This is a genomic window from Sorangium sp. So ce128 (assembly GCF_051525245.1).
GTDB classification, from domain to species: domain Bacteria; phylum Myxococcota_A; class Polyangia; order Polyangiales; family Polyangiaceae; genus Sorangium; species Sorangium cellulosum_B.
On sequence record NZ_CP150313.1, the window covers coordinates 1,946,752 to 1,964,657 of the forward strand.

The 17,906-nt window shown below is 70.5% G+C and carries 13 protein-coding genes; 9 read left to right on the plus strand and 4 right to left on the minus strand.

Translation table 11 applies throughout. From position 1 onward, the window contains the following. Nucleotides 1-284 precede the first annotated feature (284 nt). Together WME82_RS07515 and WME82_RS07520 are read right to left on the minus strand one after the other, a co-directional pair. Complete coding sequence (locus WME82_RS07515; protein ID WP_438042264.1) at nt 285-1,370, minus strand: FG-GAP repeat domain-containing protein; 1,086 nt, start codon at nt 1,368-1,370, stop codon at nt 285-287. 386 nt (nt 1,371-1,756) lie between these two features. Further along, a complete protein-coding gene (locus WME82_RS07520) occupies nt 1,757-3,178 on the minus strand; it encodes a hypothetical protein (protein WP_438042265.1) in 1,422 nt (473 codons plus the stop codon). Between the two features lie 341 nt (nt 3,179-3,519). On the opposite strand from WME82_RS07520, the gene kdpF reads away from it, so the two are divergent. From kdpF to WME82_RS07550, 6 genes are read left to right on the plus strand one after another with little or no spacing between them, the layout of a single operon-like run. Next, entirely contained in the window at nt 3,520-3,612 is a 93-nt protein-coding gene (kdpF, locus tag WME82_RS07525; protein ID WP_438042266.1) for a K(+)-transporting ATPase subunit F, read from the plus strand. Continuing rightward, a complete protein-coding gene (gene kdpA, locus WME82_RS07530; RefSeq protein WP_438042267.1) occupies nt 3,609-5,351 on the plus strand; it encodes a potassium-transporting ATPase subunit KdpA in 1,743 nt (580 codons plus the stop codon). The genes kdpF and kdpA overlap by 4 nt, the downstream gene beginning before the upstream one ends. Then, the gene (kdpB, locus tag WME82_RS07535; RefSeq protein WP_438042268.1) at nt 5,348-7,540 is read left to right on the plus strand and encodes a potassium-transporting ATPase subunit KdpB; all 2,193 of its coding nucleotides are present in this window, start codon (nt 5,348-5,350) and stop codon (nt 7,538-7,540) included. The genes kdpA and kdpB overlap by 4 nt, the downstream gene beginning before the upstream one ends. Before the next feature lie 20 nt (nt 7,541-7,560). After that, nucleotides 7,561-8,133 carry a potassium-transporting ATPase subunit KdpC gene (gene kdpC, locus WME82_RS07540; protein ID WP_438042269.1) on the plus strand — a complete coding sequence of 191 codons (573 nt, stop codon included), beginning with the start codon at nt 7,561-7,563 and terminating at the stop codon, nt 8,131-8,133. A gap of 12 nt (nt 8,134-8,145) precedes the next feature. After that, nucleotides 8,146-10,878, plus strand: coding sequence for a DUF4118 domain-containing protein (locus tag WME82_RS07545; RefSeq protein WP_438042270.1), 2,733 nt, complete (start codon nt 8,146-8,148; stop codon nt 10,876-10,878). A 16-nt stretch (nt 10,879-10,894) separates the two neighbouring features. Further along, nucleotides 10,895-11,599 carry a response regulator gene (locus tag WME82_RS07550; protein ID WP_438042271.1) on the plus strand — a complete coding sequence of 235 codons (705 nt, stop codon included), beginning with the start codon at nt 10,895-10,897 and terminating at the stop codon, nt 11,597-11,599. Nucleotides 11,600-11,752: 153 nt separating this feature from the next. Here WME82_RS07550 and WME82_RS07555 read toward each other — a convergent pair whose 3' ends face one another. Continuing rightward, complete coding sequence (locus WME82_RS07555; RefSeq protein WP_438042272.1) at nt 11,753-12,643, minus strand: hypothetical protein; 891 nt, start codon at nt 12,641-12,643, stop codon at nt 11,753-11,755. 781 nt (nt 12,644-13,424) lie between these two features. Between WME82_RS07555 and WME82_RS07560 the strand changes: the two genes are divergently transcribed. The 3 genes from WME82_RS07560 (at nt 13,425) to WME82_RS07570 (ending at nt 17,012) form a co-directional block, all read left to right on the plus strand. Then, entirely contained in the window at nt 13,425-14,603 is a 1,179-nt protein-coding gene (locus WME82_RS07560; protein WP_438042273.1) for an RNA polymerase sigma factor, read from the plus strand. Continuing rightward, entirely contained in the window at nt 14,600-15,736 is a 1,137-nt protein-coding gene (locus tag WME82_RS07565; protein WP_438042274.1) for a hypothetical protein, read from the plus strand. Before WME82_RS07560 ends, WME82_RS07565 begins: the two co-directional genes overlap by 4 nt. Before the next feature lie 139 nt (nt 15,737-15,875). Further along, nucleotides 15,876-17,012 carry a hypothetical protein gene (locus WME82_RS07570; RefSeq protein ID WP_438042275.1) on the plus strand — a complete coding sequence of 379 codons (1,137 nt, stop codon included), beginning with the start codon at nt 15,876-15,878 and terminating at the stop codon, nt 17,010-17,012. A 223-nt stretch (nt 17,013-17,235) separates the two neighbouring features. On the opposite strand, the gene WME82_RS07575 is transcribed toward WME82_RS07570, so the two are convergent. After that, entirely contained in the window at nt 17,236-17,898 is a 663-nt protein-coding gene (locus tag WME82_RS07575) for a class I SAM-dependent methyltransferase (protein WP_438042276.1), read from the minus strand. Nucleotides 17,899-17,906 lie beyond the last annotated feature (8 nt).

Genomic DNA, 17,906 nt, shown 5'->3' on the forward strand with positions numbered 1-17,906 from the left:
GCGCACAGGTGGCGCCGCGCCCAGGTCCGGCGCAAAGCACGGTGTATGCGTCACCGCCCGGACTGCCTGCCCCTGAGAACCATACCGGAACATGCTCGGTTGCTTGTGTAGCCTCGCAGAGCACCTAGCATTACTGCGGGAAGTCGCCCCGGATCAGCAGAAAAACCGCCGAGGCCGCCAAGAGGCGAGGGGAAGGGCTGTTCCTGCATTTGCCCTCCTATTCCCCTGGTTCCTTGGCGCCCTTGGCGTCATGGCGGTTCGCCTCCCGACTCCCCGCAGTAGCGCTAGTTGCCTGCGAGCGGTCCGGGGATGTTCCGACCCGGCGCAAGGAACTGGCTGCCGTTCATCAGCCACGTGGCCATCAGGTCCTGTTTGGCATTGCCCCATAGCACGTCCGCCATGCCATCGAAGTTGAAATCGGCAACGCCCGACGCGGGCACCCACCCATCACCGAGCGGTCCGGGGATGTTCGGACCCGGCGCAAGGAGCTGGCTGTCGTTCATCAGCCACACGGCCATCAGGTTCTGTGCGGCGTTATGCCACAGCACGTCCGCCATACCGTCGAAGTTGAAGTCGAGCGCCGTGATGGTGACCCATCCGTCTCCGATCGGTCCGGGGATGTTCGGACCGGGGGCGAGCAGCTCGGTGCCGTTCATCAGCCATACAGCCATCAGGTTCTGTCCGGCATTGTTCCAGAGTATGTCCGCCATACCGTCGGAGTTGAAGTCGGCCGTTGTCGAGGCGATCCATCCGTCTCCGATCGGTCCGGGGACGTTCGGACCCGGCGCGAGCAGCTGGGTGCCGTTCATCAGCCACACGGTCGCCAGATTCTGTCGGGGGTTGTTCAAGACCACGTCATTCATCCCGTCAAAGTTGAAGTCGGCAGCGCTCGTCACGGCCACCCACCTGTCGCCGAGCGGTCCGGGGATGACCGGCCCCGGTGCAAGGAGCTGGCTGCCTTTCATCAGCCATATGGCCAACAGGTTCTGTGGGCTGTTGTACCAGAACACGTCCGCCATGCCGTCGTAGTCGAAATCACCAGCCGAAATCGCCTCCCACCCGTCGCCGATCGGTCCGGGGATGTTCGGACCCGGCGCCAGGAGCTGGCTGTCGTTCATCAGCCACACGGCCATCAGGTTCTGTCCGGCATTGTTCCAGAGCACGTCCGCCATGCCGTCGCGGTTGAAATCGGTCGGGTAGATGGGCTTCCACCTGTTGCCGTCCAACCGCTGCGCCGCCACGCCGGGCGATGGACTCTGGCCTTCGGAACGCAGACCATTGGCTTCGCGCTCGGCGCCATCCGCGCAGGCAAACATGGCACATATTGCAGGAATTGTGCTCATGAGATTGGCCACCATGACGAGTCGCATGCCCCTGCCTTCCTCTTGCGTTCGTGCACAGGCTCAGGCCGTCGATGCTTGCCAGAATAGCCAATGCGCGAAGATTGTTCCGTTACTCCTGGCGCACGCTGTGCGCCGCGGTGGCCATGCAAACATCTCTCACCTGCGACCACTCGTGCCGGGCGGTGCGCTACGACGACATCATCGAATATGGTGTAACGCAGTCGACAACGCCACCCGAACCTCATTGCGCTACGCAAGCGCCATCGCGAAGAGCCACCCTCTTCGAGGTCATCGCACGCCCTCGTGAGCCTTCTCCGCCTCGGTGGACACCCCGTAGGAACCCAGTGATCCTGGGTCCCCACGACGGCGGGTGACCTGGCTCCGCCGCCCGCCTACGCGGGCGGCGGAGCGGGTCAATGCCGCCGCTTGTTCTGTACACGCGACTGCGGCAGTCCGGCGCGGTTCTTCTGGAGGTAGCAGATCTCGACGAGCGTCGGCCACAGCTCGAGCGAGCCCTTGAACTGGCTGATCACGTCGTCGACGATGCGCACGAGGTTCTGCTGAAAGAAGTCAGGCTCGAACCCGTAAAAGGTCTTCTCGAGGGTCACGGCGAAGGTGCGCAGGGCGTCGGCGCGCTCGTGGCTCACGGTCGCCGCTGCCGCGCCGAGCACCCGCGCGTGGAGCGCGGTGATCCGTCCCAGGATCCGGTCGCAGTCCTCCGCGGTCACCTCGCCGCCATAGTCGAAGCCGATGCTGAGGTCCTCGATCTTCGAGAGGGTCGACTTGATCTTCAGCTTGAGGAGGTTCGACACCTCCTCGTTGAACACCTCGGCGGCGAGCGGGCTCCGCATATAGTTGTTCTTGACGTGCGTCTGGGCGGCGTCGACGTGGGCGGCGGCCACGCCTTGCTGCTGGATCCAGAGCCGGTAGATGTAGTCCTCGAACCGGAGCCGCGTCGGGAAGAACGGCGGCAGTCCGAAGCTGTTGTCATAGCCGGCCACGCCGCAGTCGATGCGCCAGTTCTTGTTGGTGACGGCGGGGCGGAAGTTGACGAGGACGTAGACGTCGCTCAGCTGGTCGAGCTCCACCTGCCCCTCGTCGTCGAGGAACAACTCCACGTAGTCGATCGCGTCGATGTCGTTCGTCCCGGACCGGAACGTCTGCGCGACCTTGACCACCGCGTCCTCGGGCACGTCGCCCGAGTCGAGGAGCAGCGAGTTCTCGCGGGCGAGGCCCTGCGTGGCGTTGGTCTCGAGGTCCATGGCGCTGTCGCGGAGCAGCTCTCCGCGCACGTGGTTCGACGGGACGTCCGTGACGCGCTTGCCCAGCACGTCGAGGAACGCAGCCAGGATGTCGAACGATTTCCGGGTGAAGCCGCCGCCGTTCGCCCTGATGAGCTTGCCCCGGCAGATCTCATCCTTCTCCAGGGACTCCGGGCTGTCCTCGACCAGCGCGTAGGGGCGCATGTCGTCGTCGGCGCTCAGCATGCGGCTGCCCAGCGTGTACATCAGGGTGTAGTTGCGGTTCCCGCCGTAGCTCGGCCGGAACAGGTTCCTGACGAGCGGCTCGAGCTTGCGGTCGCGGAGCCTCTGGTTCAGGTATGCGATGAACGCCTCCTTCTCGCGCGGGCCGACGTAGTAGAGGTCGCTGTAGGTCGCGGTCTCCTCGAGCAGCGAATAGTACTTCTGCTGGTTGTGGATGTTCGAGTCGTCGAAGACGATCATCGCGATCGCATGTCCGTTGCGCCAGAAGTGCTCGTCGTAAAGGTGGATGGTCTCGCCCACGTCGCGCAGCCGGTACGTGGGGATGACGAAGAGTGGTGGCCTGTTCTGCATGACGCGCGCAAAGCTAGGTCCGCCGGCTTCAAGAAACCGTCAAGAGGCGGTCGGACACCGTCAAGAGATCGTCAAGCCGCTCGCAGGCGCGAGGGGACGGCTGAGAGGCGCGATCCCGCCGTCTTGATACTTTCTTGACGGTGCGCCCCCTCAGTTTGATGGTCCCTTGACCCGCGCGGGACTACGTTCTGTCCCGCTCGGTCGGCGCGGGCGCCGCGGCGCCTGCGGCGTCCGATGGCCCCCGATGAGGTCGCCATGGACATGGTCTACCTGGGACTGACAGTCACCTGTTTTTTGCTGTTTGCAGGGCTCATCCAGCTCTGTGAAAGGGTCTGAGCGCCATGAACGCGTTCACCTGGATCTCGGGCACACTCGCCCTGGGGCTCCTGTTTTACCTGATCTTCGCCCTCCTCAAGCCGGAGCGCCTGTCATGACCGCCAGCGGCGCGCTTCAACTAACGCTCTACCTCGCCGTCCTCATCGGCCTCTCCGTCCCGCTCGGCACGTACATGGCGTGGGTCTACCAGGGCGAGCGCGGCCTCATGGCCAGCGTCCTCGGGCCGCTCGAGCGGCTCGTCTACCGCGCCGCGGGCGTGCGTCCCGAGCAGGAGATGCGCTGGAAGGACTACGCCTTCGCGGTGCTCGCGTTCAACCTGGCCGGGCTCCTCGTCCTCTATGCCCTCCAGCGGCTCCAGGGCGTCCTGCCGCTGAACGCCGAGGGCATGGCCGCCGTTCCGCCCGGTCTCGCGTTCAACACCGCAGCGAGCTTCGCCTCCAACACGAACTGGCAGGCGTACGGCGGCGAGTCGACGCTCAGCTACCTGACGCAGATGGCCGGGCTCGGGGTGCAGAACTTCGTGTCCGCCGCGACCGGAATGGCCGTGCTCGTCGCGCTGATCCGCGGGATCACGCGGAAGACAACGGACACCGTCGGGAGCTTCTGGGTCGATCTCGTCCGGAGCACCCTTTACATCCTCCTGCCGCTCTCGCTCCTGCTCGCTGTCCTCCTCGTGTCCCAGGGGGTCGTGCAGGGCTTCGGCGGGTACCAGAGCGCGTCGCTGCTCCAGGCCGTCAAGGACCAGGGCGGCAACGCGGTCGTTCATCAGGTGATCCCGATGGGGCCAGCGGCCTCGCAGATCGCGATCAAGCAGCTCGGGACGAACGGCGGCGGCTTCTTCAACGTGAACTCGGCGCACCCGTTCGAGAACCCCACGGCCCTCTCGAACTTCCTCGAGATGCTCGCGATCCTGCTCATCCCCGCGGCGCTGTGCCACACGTTCGGCCGGATGGTGGGCGACAGGCGCCAGGGCTGGACGGTGCTCGCCGCGATGACGGCCATTTTCGCTGTCCTCCTCGTCGCATGCGTCGCCTCGGAGCAGGCGGGCAACCCTGCGCTCTCCGCCCTGGGCGTCGATCAGGCGGCGAGCGCGCTCCAGGCCGGCGGCAACATGGAAGGGAAGGAGGCGCGCTTCGGCATCACGAGCTCCGCCCTCTGGGCGACCGCCACCACGGCGGCCTCGAACGGCTCCGTCAACGCGATGCACGACTCCTTCACGCCCCTCGGCGGGCTCGTGCCCCTCTGGCTCATGCAGCTCGGCGAGGTCGTCTTCGGCGGGGTCGGCTCGGGCCTCTACGGCATGCTGATGTTCGTCGTCATCGCAGTCTTCGTCGCCGGCCTGATGGTGGGGCGCACGCCGGAATACCTCGGCAAGAAGATCGAGGCGTTCGAGATGAAGATGGCGTCCCTTGTCGTGCTCTTCCCGGCGATTACGGTCCTCGTCGGCACCGCGATCGCCGTGATGACCGAGGGAGGGCAGAAGGGCGTCTTCAACCCGGGGCCGCACGGGTTCAGCGAGGTGCTCTATGCGTTCTCGTCCGGCGCGAACAACAACGGCAGCGCCTTCGGCGGCCTCGGCGCGAACAGCCCCTTCTACAACACCGCCATCGGCGTCGCGATGCTCGTCGGCCGCTACGCGGTGATCGTCCCCGTGCTCGCGCTCGCGGGCTCGCTCGCGAGGAAGAAGCTCGTGCCGGCCGGCCCGGGCACGCTGCCCACGCACACGCCGCTGTTCGTCGGGCTCCTGACGGGCACCGTGCTGCTCGTCGGAGCGCTCACGTTCGTCCCCGCGCTCGCGCTGGGCCCGGTGGTCGAGCACCTGGAGATGACGCGATGACCATGAACCTTCACACCTCCGGACAGGCGATCGCCAGGGCCAAGCCCGGCGCCCCCGCGCCCCCGCGCCCCGAGCTGTCGCCGCCGCCGAGGCCGCGCCACCCGTCCCGCGACGTGGAGGGGAAGAAGAGCGCGGCGAGGCCGCTCTTCGACCCGGCGATCGTCAAGCCGGCGATCGTCGCGGCGTTCCGCAAGCTCGACCCGCGCCACCAGGTGCGCAACCCGGTGATGTTCGTGGTCCTCGCCGGGAGCGCGCTCACGACGGCCCTGTTCGTGCACGCGCTCGTCGGGGAGGGCGAGGAGCCGGCCGGGTTCACCCTCGCCATCTCCCTCTGGCTCTGGTTCACCGTGCTGTTCGCGAACTTCGCGGAGGCCGTGGCCGAGGGCCGCGGCAAGGCGCAGGCGGACACGCTCCGCAAGGCGCGGCGCGACGTCGAGGCCGTGAAGCTCGCCCGCCCGGAGCGCGACGCGGAGCGGGTCGCCGTGTCCGCGTCGAGCCTCCGGAAGGGAGACCTCGTGCTCGTGGAGGCAGGCGCGATCATCCCCGGTGACGGCGAGATCGTCGTCGGCGTCGCGTCGGTCGACGAGAGCGCCGTCACCGGCGAGAGCGCCCCGGTGGTGCGGGAGAGCGGCGGCGACCGGAGCGCCGTCACGGGCGGGACGCGCGTCCTGTCCGACTGGCTCATCGTCCGCATCTCCGCGAACCCCGGCGAGGCGTTCCTCGACCGGATGATCTCGATGGTCGAAGGCGCGAAGCGGAAGAAGACACCGAACGAGATCGCGCTCGACATCCTGCTCGCCGCGCTCACGATCGTGTTCCTCCTCGCGACCGTGACGCTGCTGCCGTACTCGGTCTTCGGCGTCCGGGCGGCAGGGCAGGGGGCCCCGATCAGCATCACCGCGCTCACGGCGCTGCTCGTGTGCCTGATCCCGACGACGATCGGCGGGCTGCTCTCGGCGATCGGCATCGCCGGCATGGACCGCATGATCCAGGCGAACGTCATCGCCATGTCAGGCCGCGCGGTCGAGGCCGCCGGCGACGTGGACGTGCTGCTGCTCGACAAGACCGGCACGATCACGCTCGGCAACCGGCAGGCGACGGAGCTCATCCCGACGGACGGGGTCGAGGCCAGGGCGCTCGCCGACGCCGCGCAGCTCGCGTCGCTCGCCGACGAGACCCCCGAAGGGCGCAGCGTCGTCGTGCTCGCGAAGGAGAAGTACGGCCTGCGCGAGCGCGATCTCTCGACCCTCGGCGCCCGCTTCGTCCCCTTCACCGCGCAGACCCGGATGAGCGGCGTCGACAGCGGTGCGCGCGAGGTCAGGAAAGGCGCCTTCGACGCGATCGAGGCCTACGTCAAGGAGAAGGGCGGCGCGGTCCCGGCCGCGGTCCGCTCGGTGACGGAGGCCATCGCCCGCAAGGGCGGCACGCCGCTCGTGGTCGCCGAGGGCAGCGCGGTGCTCGGCGTCATCCACCTCAAGGACATCGTGAAGGGCGGCATCCAGGAGCGCTTCGGCGATCTCCGGCGCATGGGGATCAAGACGGTGATGATCACGGGCGACAACCCGCTCACCGCCGCGGCCATCGCCGCCGAGGCCGGCGTCGACGACTTCCTCGCGCAGGCCACGCCCGAGGCGAAGCTGAAGATGATCCGCGATTACCAGGCGGGCGGTCGGCTCGTCGCCATGACCGGCGACGGGACGAACGACGCCCCCGCGCTGGCGCAGGCGGACGTCGCGGTCGCCATGAACACCGGCACGCAGGCCGCGAAGGAGGCCGGGAACATGGTGGACCTCGACTCGAACCCCACCAAGCTCATCGAGATCGTCGAGATCGGCAAGCAGCTCCTGATGACGCGGGGCGCGCTCACGACCTTCAGCCTGGCGAACGACGTCGCGAAGTACTTCGCCATCATCCCGGCCGCCTTCGTCTCGACGTACCCTGCGCTCGGGCGGCTCAACGTGATGGGGCTCGCCACGCCGCGGAGCGCCGTGCTCTCCGCGGTGATCTTCAACGCGCTCGTCATCGTCGCGCTCATCCCGCTCGCGCTCCGGGGCATCCGCTACCGGTCCGTCGGCGCGGAGCGGATGCTCCGCAGGAACCTGCTCGTCTACGGCCTCGGCGGGCTCGTCGTGCCGTTCGTGGGGATCAAGCTCATCGATCTGCTCCTCTCCGCCCTCGGCCTCGCCTGAGGTCCCAAGGAAAGAACACCATGCTCGCGCACCTGCGACCCGCCCTCGTCCTCCTCCTCGTCCTCACCGGCCTCGCGGGGTTCGCCTACCCGCTGCTCTCGACCGCCATCGCGCAGGCCGCGTTCCCCCATCAGGCGAACGGCAGCCTCGTGCTCAAGGACGGCCGCGTGGTCGGATCGAGCCTGCTCGGCCAGCCGTTCGACCACGTGCGCTACTTCTGGGGCCGCCCCTCGGCGACGAGCCCTGTGCCCTACGCGGGCCAAGCCTCCGCCGGGAGCAACCTCGGGCCCACGAACCCCGCCCTGGCCGAGGCGGTCAAGGCTAGGATCGAGGCGCTCCGCGCCGCGGATCCGGAGGCCAGCGCGCCGGTGCCGGTCGATCTGGTGACCGCCTCCGGCAGCGGACTCGATCCGCACATCAGCCCCGCGGCAGCGGAGGTTCAGGTGCGGCGCGTGGCGCGCGCGCGCGGCCTGGAAGAAGCCGAGGTGCGCCGGCTCGTCGCGCGGCACACCGAGGGGCGCCTGCTCGGGCTCCTCGGCGAACCCCACGTGAACGTGCTCCTCCTGAACCTCGCCCTCGACGGCGCCCGCTGAGGAGAGCGCGAGGTGGTGGACGCAAGCGACGATCGGCCGGATCCCGAGGCGCTGCTCGCCGTGGCCCGCGAGGAGGAGGAGCGCGGGAAGAAGGGCAAGCTCAAGATCTTCTTCGGCGCCGCGCCCGGCGTCGGCAAGACGTACGCGATGCTGGAGGCGGCGCGGTCGCTCCGCGAGGAAGCGGTCGACGTCGTCGTCGGCTGGGTCGAGACGCACGGCCGCGCCGAGACGGAGGCGCTCCTCGACGAGCCCCCGCCGCTGCCGCGCCTGCCGGCGATCGACGTCGAGCACCGCGGCAGGACGCTGCGCGATTTCGACCTCGAGGCCGCGCTGAAGCGCCGGCCGAAGCTCCTCGTCGTCGACGAGCTCGCGCACACGAACGCGCCGGGGCTCAGGCACCCAAAGCGCTGGCAGGACGTCATGGACCTGCTCGACGCCGGGATCGACGTCCACACCACCCTCAACGTCCAGCACATCGAGAGCCTGAACGACGTGGTGGCGCAGGTGACCGGCGTCGTGGTCCGGGAGACGGTGCCCGACTCGATGATCGAGCGCGCCGACGAGCTCGAGCTCATCGACCTTCCCCCGGACGACCTCCTCGAGCGGCTGCGCGAGGGCAAGGTCTACCTCTCGGAGCAGATCGAGCGCGCGGCGACGAACTTCTTCCGCAAGGGCAACCTCATCGCCCTGCGCGAGCTCGCCCTGCGGCGCACCGCCGAGCGCGTCGACGATCAGATGCGCGGCTACATGCGCGCCCACGGGATCCAGAAGACGTGGGCCGTCGCCGAGCGGATCGTCGTCTGCGTCGGCCCGAGCCCCATGTCGGCGCGGCTCATCCGGGCGACGCGGCGGATGGCCGGCGGCCTGAAGGCGGAGTGGCACGCGGTCTATGTGCAGACGCCGGCCCAGGCGCGGCTGTCCGAGGCCGATCGCGAGCGGGTCGACCGGAACCTCGCGCTCGCCGAGCGCCTCGGCGCCACCGCGGTCCAGCTCCACGGCGCGGAGGTCGCCGGGGTGGTGCTGCGGTACGCCAGGCAGCACAACGTCAGCAAGATCGTCGTCGGCAAGCCGACCCACCCCCGCTGGAAGGATTTCATCTACGGCTCGCTGCTCGACGATCTCGTGCGGCAGAGCGGCGACATCGACGTCCACGTCATCCAGGGGGTGGCGGAGGCGGCGAAGCCGGAGCCCGGGCCGCCGGAGCGGCGCGGGCTCCGGCCGCTGGCCTACGCCTGGGGCGCGTGCGCGGCGGTGATCTGCACGCTGGTCTCGTGGCTCATGCACCCGTTCTCCGACCTGGCGAACCTGATCATGGTGTACCTGCTCGGGGTCGTCTTCGTCGCGAGCCGCTTCGGCGCCGGGCCCTCGGTGCTCGCGTCGGTGCTCGGCGTCGCCGCCTTCGATTTCTTCTTCGTAAGGCCGTACCTGACCTTCGCGGTCAGCGACCTCCGCTACCTCCTCACGTTCGCCATCATGCTGGGCGTGGGCCTCGTCATCGCCAGCCTCACCGCGCGCATCCGCGGCCAGGCCGAGAGCGCCAGCGAGCGCGAGCAGCGCACCGCGGCGCTCTACGCGATGAGCCGGGAGCTGGCCGCCCTGCGCGGGATCGACAAGCTCAGCCTGGCTGCCGCGCGCCATGTGCGCGAGGTCTTCGAGGCCGACGCCGTCGTCCTCCTGCCCGGCCCCGACGGCCGCCTCGCCGTCCGGGCGGGCACGGCCGAGGATCTGGTCGCGGGGGAGCAGGAGCGGGCGGTCGCGGAGTGGGCGTATGCGCGCGGCAAGGCCGCGGGCGCCGGCACCGACACCCTCCCGAGCGCGGGCGCGATGCACCTGCCGCTCCAGGGCTCCTCCGGGCCGATCGGCGTCCTCAGCGTCCGCGCGAGCCGACCGTGGCCGTTCCTCGACCTGAGCCGGCGCGAGCTGCTCGGCGCCTTCGCCACGCAGACGGCGCTCGCGCTGGAGCGCGCCCTGCTCGCGAGGCAGGCCCAGCGCGCCCGCCTGAAGGCGCAGGCGGAGGAGCTCCGCAACGCCCTCCTGAGCTCCGTCTCGCACGATCTGCGCACGCCGCTCGCCACCATCACCGGCGCGGCGGGGGCGCTGCTCGATGACGGCAACGACGGGGCGGCGCTCGACCCGGCCGCTCGCCGCGATCTGACGCAGACTGTGCTGGAGGAGGCGCAGCGGCTCGAGCGCCTCGTGCGCAACCTGCTGGACATGACGCGGCTCGAGTCCGGGGCGCTCGCGGTCAAGAAGGAGTGGCTGCCGCTGGAGGAGGTCGTCGGGGCTGCGCTGAACCGGGTCGAGGAGCACCTTCAAGGCCGGGAGGTCTCGATCGAGCTCGATCGGGCGGCGGAGCTCGTCCCGATGGATGGTGTGCTGATCGAGCAGGTGCTCATCAACCTGCTCGAGAATGCGCTCAAGTACTCGCCCGCCGGCAGCCCGATCGGGATCCGGGGGTTCACCGAGGGGAGCATGGCGATGCTCGAGATCAAGGATCGCGGTCCGGGCCTCCCGCCCGGCGAGGAGGAGACCATCTTCGAGAAGTTCTACCGGGGGCGTGGCCACACGCAGCGGGGCATCGGCCTTGGCCTCACGATCTGCCGTGGCATCGTGACCGCGCACGGCGGGCGGATCGCGGCGGAGAACCGGCCTCACGGGGGCGCGACCTTCCGCGTGATGCTGCCCATCGAGGGCCGCCCGCCGAACGTCGCGAGCCCGGAGCTGCCGGCGGCGGCGGGCGCTTGATAACGTGGCTGGGCGAATGTCGGACGCGTCCCCCCTCGTGCTGCTGATCGAGGACGAGCCGCAGATGCGCCGGTTCCTCCGCGCGATGCTGGCGGCCCGCGGCTACCGGCTCGTGGAGGCGGAGACGGGCAGCGACGGGATCGCCCAGGCGACGACGCGCAATCCGGATCTCGTGCTCCTCGATCTGGGGCTCCCGGACATGGACGGCCTGGAGGTGACCCGGCGGCTCCGGGAGTGGAGCGCCGTCCCCATCATCGTGCTGTCGGCCCGCGGTCAGGAGCAGGACAAGATCGACGCGCTGGACGGCGGCGCCGACGACTACCTGACCAAGCCCTTCAGCGCCGGTGAGCTCCAGGCGCGGCTGCGCGTGGCGCTGCGCCACGCCGCCAGCGCGGCGCGCGGGGCGACGGCGGAGGGCCACCGCTTCGCGGTCCAGGACATCGAGGTCGATCTCGCGCGCCGGGTCGTGCTGCGGGCGGGCGAGGAGATCCACCTGACCCCCATCGAGTACAAGCTGCTCACGACGCTGATACGGCACGCGGGCAAGGTCCTCACCCATCGCCAGCTCCTCGGCGAGGTGTGGGGGCCTGCCTACGCGGGGCAGGCGCACTACCTGCGCGTCTACATGGCGCAGCTCCGGCACAAGCTGGAGCGCGATCCGGCGCGCCCGTCGATCCTGATCACGGAGCCAGGCGTGGGCTACCGGCTCAAGAGCCCTTGAGTCGATCCTGGCATGTAGGGGTGGGATTGCCGGGAGCGCGCGGCGCGTGTCGACCGGTCACCAGCAGGCACCCTGCGGGCAATTGCCATCGGACGTGGCGTGGGTGTTCGTCCTGATCGTGCGAAGGCGCTCGCAGGGTAGCCAGTCAGCCGGCTAGTTGAGCGGCGGTGCGCCGCCCGGCGCCGCGCTGGGCGCCGCCGGCGCCGGCGTGCCCGCCGGTGCAGCGCCGGGCGGCGCGGCGTCGTCCGACGCAGCAGCGGTGTCGCTGGACGACGCCGCGCGGCCACGGCCCTTGTAGAGCGACGGCGCGATCGTGTCGGCATCCCCCTCGTCCCACCGCAGGTAGGCGACGGCGCGCCGGGTCTGGTCATAGGCGTGCACGAGCAGCGCGAACGCGCGCGCTCGCCTGTCTGCGGCCTCGGTCGGCCCGGGCCCTGCGCCGTGTTCTCTCACGCCGAGGGAGGCGAGCAGCTGCGGCCCGATCTCCCCGGCTCGCTTCACCTCTTCCTCGGTCGCCGCCGTCCTGCCGGCGATCTCGGACCAGCTGCCGCTGAACAGCGCCGACAGCGCGACGAGGTCGTTGGCTGTATCGATGTGCCCTTGTCCCGCGCGGATCTCCGCGACCGCCTCCGCGTCGAGCAGGCCGCGGCGGGCGAGCGCCTCCGCGTCGCTCAGCAGGTTCTCGCGGAGCGGGACCGCCTCTGCGAGGAGCGGCTTCACCGCGCTCTCGGGGTCTCTGCTGGACAGCCACATGAGGTGCGCGTGCCAAGCGGCGAGCGCGTAGGTCTCGAGCCGGTCGAGCAGCGCCAGATCGTGCTTCTGGAGCTGCTCCGCGATGGCGGGGCGCAGCGCGAGCAGGCCAGGCAGCACGCCCAGCACCTGGGAGACCGCGCGGGGGATATCGAGATTGATGGCGACGAGCCGATCCGGGTTCAGCGCCGCGATCTCGGGGAGAGCCCTGTCGAACGCCGCCGCCGCCTGGGGCGGGGCTGCGGGCTTCCTGGGAGCGGGCTTTTTCTTGATCGGAGTCGAAGGCTTGGCCATGAGGGGAGCACCTCTCGTTGATGTCCTTCGCCGGGCGCCAAGAGAACATGGACTGCCATGCTCCCCGACCCCCCGCGCTGGACGTGATGTGAGCGTCCGGCGCGCGCCGGACGTTCCGGCCAGGGGTAACTACGCATCGTGGGGTGTCAACGGTGCCGGCTGAATTCATGAACGAGGTGCCACCAGAGTCGTAATCTTGCGCCATGGCCTTCGCGCCTGCGTCGACCTGGAGCGAAGGCTGTGCCATCTGCGACGAAGGGCATCGACGGCGACCGCGGCCGGTGCGCCGAGGGCAGCGGAGCTAGCCAGGGAAGACCGCGGCCGGTGCGCCGGAGGCAGCGGAGCTAGCCAGGGAAGACCGCGGCCGGTGCGCCGGAGGCAGCGGAGCTGCCCCAGGAAGACCGTGTCCGGTGCGCCGGAGGCAGCGGAGCTAGCCAGGGACGACCGCAGCCGGTGCGCCGGAGGCAGCGGAGCTGCCCCAGGAAGACCGTGTCCGGTGCGCCGGAGGCAGCGGAGCTAGCCAGGGACGACCGCAGCCGGTGCGCCGGAGGCAGCGGAGCTGCCCCAGGAAGACCGTGTCCGGTGCGCCGAGGGCGGAGCGGGTCGCCTGCCACCGCGGGCGGCGTGCAGCGCGGGCGAGCCTCCAACCCCGCGCACCGGGAGGCGCATTTTACAAACAGCCCCGGAAAGCTCCGCGCAATTTGAGAATATGAGCGCACTTCTTTCCCCCGTTGAAGGCTCCTACCGCGACCACACATGGAATTCCGTTCACGCTGCCGCGGTGGAAATTCTCCCCCGCGCGCTTCGGCTCCTGGGGGTCGCCGAGCCCGACATCGACGACGTCGTGCAAGACGTCCTGCTCGCGGCGTACGAGAGCCTGGATCGGTTCGACCCCGGCTGGTCCCCGCCGGAGCGCGAGGCTTGGATCGCCAGCCATCCGCCGCGCCGGGACCGCCGGCGCCAGCACAGCAGCCCCGAGGCCCGCTGGGTGTTCGGGATCGCGTGGCGAAAGGTCAGCCACCACCTGGACCGCGCCTACCGCCGCCGCGAGGTGCCGGACGGCCTGCGTCCGGCGTCGCGCTACCAGGCCATCGATCCCGCGCCGCTCAGCGAGGAGCGCATCGCGGAGCAAGAGCGGCTGGAGGTCGCGAGGGAGGTGCTCTCGACGATCGCGCCCGAGCGGCGGGTCCTCCTGGTCCTTCACGAGGCCTACGAGGTGCCGCTCGTCGACATCGCGCGCGAGCTCGGCCTCAACTACAACACCGCCAGCAACCGGCTGCGCCTTGCCCGCGAGGACTACCGTGCCGCCGTCAAGCGGCTGCGCCCGGAGCGGCGACAGGCGCTGCGCGCCTGCTGGCTCGTGTTTCCCCTGGCGTCGGACTTCCTTGTGCGCGACGGCGGCGCGAGCACCGCCGTACCGCCGGCCGGGGTGCCGCACGCGCCTGCCGGACCGAGCCCGCGATCGTGGCTCGCCCGGCTCGGCCGCACCCTCGGCTCCGCCGCGGCGGGCGGCGCCGGGACCGCGGCCGTGCTGCTTGCCCTCGCCCCGTCGCGGCCCCTCTGGGCGCGCCGCTTCGAGGCGGCGCTGGCCTACGAGCTACCCGCAGCCAGCGCCGGCCATGCAGCACCCCCGTCGCAGCCATCGCAGCAAACCCTGGAATCGCGTCCGGTGGCGCCGGCGGTCGAGGCGCCCGCGCGCCCGTGCCCAGCCGCGCCGCGGGCGGCACCGCCGGCCGGCGAGCGGGAGGACGCCTTCGCGGAGGAACGCCGGCTGCTCGCCGCGGCGCAAGATCGCCTCTCCACGGGCGATCCCGCCGGGGCGCTCCGGCAGCTCGCCGCGCACGAGGCGCGCTTCCCCGCAGGCCGGCTGAAGTCCGTGCGAGAGCAGCTTCGCACGGCGGCCCGGGCGCGCCTCGCCCATCCGGCGCCGGGCGCGTCAGCAAGAGAGCCGGCGCGATGAGCCGGTCCAGGGCGAGACCGCGACCGGGGCTCGGCGCGCGACCGGCCCGCGGCCTCTGCGCCACCGGACCGCTCCGGGGCGCGGGGGGCTCGGCGCGCTTCGCCGTGGCGGCGGCCACCGTCCTGCTCGGCGCCGGGGACGCCCGCGCCGCGCCGGACGCGCCGCGCGCGGCGATTCGGATCGAGGTCGTGCGAGGCCCGGGCGCCGAAAGCTGCCCTGGCGACGCGTTCCTGCGCGCGGAGGTGGCGCGCCGGCTCGGCGCCGACCCGTTCCAGGAGGACGCGCCGCAGGTGCTCACGGTCCGCATCGCGCAGGAGGGGCCGGAGCTCACCGCCTTGCTGGCGCTGCGCGACGGCGCGGGCGATACCCGGTGGGCTGACGGGTTCGGCACCCGGAGCGGCTGCGAGGAGCTGCTCTCCGGCGTGGCCCTGGCGATCGTGGCGCGCGTCGTGAGCGCGCCGGAGCCCTCCTCGCCGCCGCCCGAGCCCTCCTCGCCGCCGCCGGAGCCCTCCTCGCCGCCCGCGGCGTCGCCCCCGCAAGCGCAGCGTGCCGCGCCGGAGCCACCTCGGCCGGCCGAGCCGTCGCAGGCGTCGTCTCGGCCGGAGACGGCGCCGGCTCCGCCGGAGCGGCTGCGGCTCGAAGCGGGGCTCGGGGCGACCCTGGGCCTGGGGATCACGCCGGGAGCCGCGGTCGGGATGACGCTCTCCTTCGGTGTTCGCCGGCACGACTGGTCGATCGCGGTGGAGGGACGCGGGCTCGTGTCCCTGGCGCAGGAGGTGGAAGCGGTACCCGTCCGCACCAGGGCATTCACGGCGGCTGCACTGGCCTGTCGTCGCGGCCAAACCCTGTTCGGTTGCGGGGTCGCCTCCATCGGCGTGGTCCGGTTCGTCCCTCGGGCGCCGTGGACCATCAGCTCACCCGGCCAGCCGATGCTCGGCGTCGGCCCGCGGTTCGGCGGCGCGTGGCCCTTGTCGGCCGGGTGGTCCGCGCACGCTTACGCCGAAGCTGTCTGGATCGTCGCGGACGCGGTTCTTCGACGCCAGAAAGATGGAAGTGAACCGCCTTCACCCGTCACCTGGTCGTCACCCCCGGTCGGCGCTGCGCTCGGATTCGGTATCACGGCAATGTATTGAACGAGCTCGAACGACGCCGGGGACCTTCCGCATCCAACATGACAATTTTTAGAAGAGATCCGCAATGTGGCATGCAATCGCCTGTGTCGTCATGCATCTCCGTTGTCAGCGTGAAGTCCCGTCAGGTAGCTTCTCCGGCATGCGCCTCTTCTCCTGGTTGTTCGTGGGACTGTTCTCCTTGGTGGGCTGCTCCGGCGACGCGATCATCCACGGTCCCTGTCAGCCTCAGGAATATGGCCACCCAGGCTGCCCGTGGCCCGAGCAAGGTGGCGGAGGGGCCGGCGGCGAGGGCGGTGCGGGTGGCAGCGGCGGCGGGGCCGGCGGTGGCGACGAGACTGCCTGTGCCGGCGATTGCGTCCCACCGGCGCCACTCGGCTGGTTCGGACCGGCGCTCCTCTGGTTTGGCCCGCGGGACCAGGTACCCGCATGCCCCGCCGCCGCGCCGAACGTCGGCTACGAGGGGTTCGCCGACCTGGCACCTGCGCCGCTCACCTGCGCGGCCTGCCTGTGCGATCCGCCTGACGCGGCCACCGCCTCGTGCCAGCTCCCGCTGGGCTGGTCGGCGCACACCTCGACCTCGACGACGTGTTCCGGCGACCCCGGCAGCGTCGAGACCACCTTCGCGGCGCCCGGCGGCTGGGACGGCGCCTGCACCGCCGAGAACGCCATCCCCGCGGGCCAGGACTGCGGCGGGCAGCCGTGTGTGAAGTCGATCTCGATCGACGCGCCCGCCGTGCTGGTCACCGCCGCCTGCACGCCGAGGGTCGACGAGCCCCCGCCGCCGGCGCTCCTCGACCCGTGGCAGACCCGGGCGCTCGCCTGCGTGCCCGGCGCCTATACCGAGTGCCTGGGCGATCGGAGCACCTGCATGCCCTCGCCGGACCAGCCCGGGGTCCCGCCGCCCGGCGGCTTCCTGACGTGCATCTTCCACGAGGGCGACGTGACGTGCGAGGCGCCGTACCTGGACAGGCATGTCTTCTACGGCGGCGCCGACGACACGCGCGGCTGCTCCGAGTGCGGCTGCGGGGAGCCGGAGGGCGCGTCGTGCATCGTCATGGCCTCCGTCTACAGCGACGGCGCGTGCGTCGAGCAGGTTGCATCGAACCTCGTCAGCTCCGTGGCGCCGTTCTGCGGGGTCACGCCGCCCGGCGTCGCCCTCGGCAGCAAGTCGGCGGAGGTCGTGGCCGTGGATCCCGGCGGCTGCGCCCCGAGCGGCGGCGAGCCGTTCGGCGAGCTGCTGCCGGCCGAGCCGTCGACGTTCTGCTGCCAGGCATAGGGCTCGCACCGGCATCACGCCTGCATAAGGAGGGGCGGCGCTCTCCAGGCGGCGACGCTTCCGCAATCTGGATCGGGTCGCCTCGCCCCAGCCTGAGCACTGCATGCGCGTCAGGAGCTCCCTCGACCAGGCGGACGGCGACATTGACACGGTCCCGAGCTCGCGGTGCCCGTAGAGCCTGATCCCCCCAGGAATCCGGGCTCTTCGTGCGTGGGAGGGGAGCTCAGCCGCCTCTCGTGACGAAGAACCGCAGGCCGTAGCGCAAAAGCGGCATGCTAGCCTCGTGAGGCGCCGCGATCTCGCTCAGCCACGCACAACCCGCAAAGTAGTCATTGGCCTGCGCCATGGACGCAATCCGAAGCGGGCGCACTGCGGACAGGTCGCGCAGCCGTCTACCGACATCGTTGATAGCGTCGCCGAGCGAGAAGCTGTGGATGAAGAACACCGTTCCATCCCCGGAGTCGGCATCGCGCGCGTTACCCTGGCGCAACTCGACGGCGTCGAGGTCGAGACGCGCCAGGGCGCGGTTCGCCTCCTCCACGCGCGCGGCGATGAGTTCAACGCCCCGGAGCGTGGCCTGGCAGATGAATCCGCCATAAAGGAGGACGCGGCCATCGCCCGCACCAAGGTCGTAGACGACGTCCCCTGGTCGCGGTGCGGCCCACCGGTAGAAGCGTCGAATCGAGGCGTACGACGCCCCCTCGTAAGTCGAGCATTCGTCGGGAAACTGAATGATTCGTTTGAGCGGAACAATGCCAGCTTCCACGCTCTCTATGCGAAGATCGAGCAGCTGATCAATCGCTGGGTCATCCAGCGGCTCCTCGGACGTTTGCCAGGCAAGCAGCTGCGCACGGAGGGATCGGAGGTCGAGGAATGTTGCATTCATCGAGATGC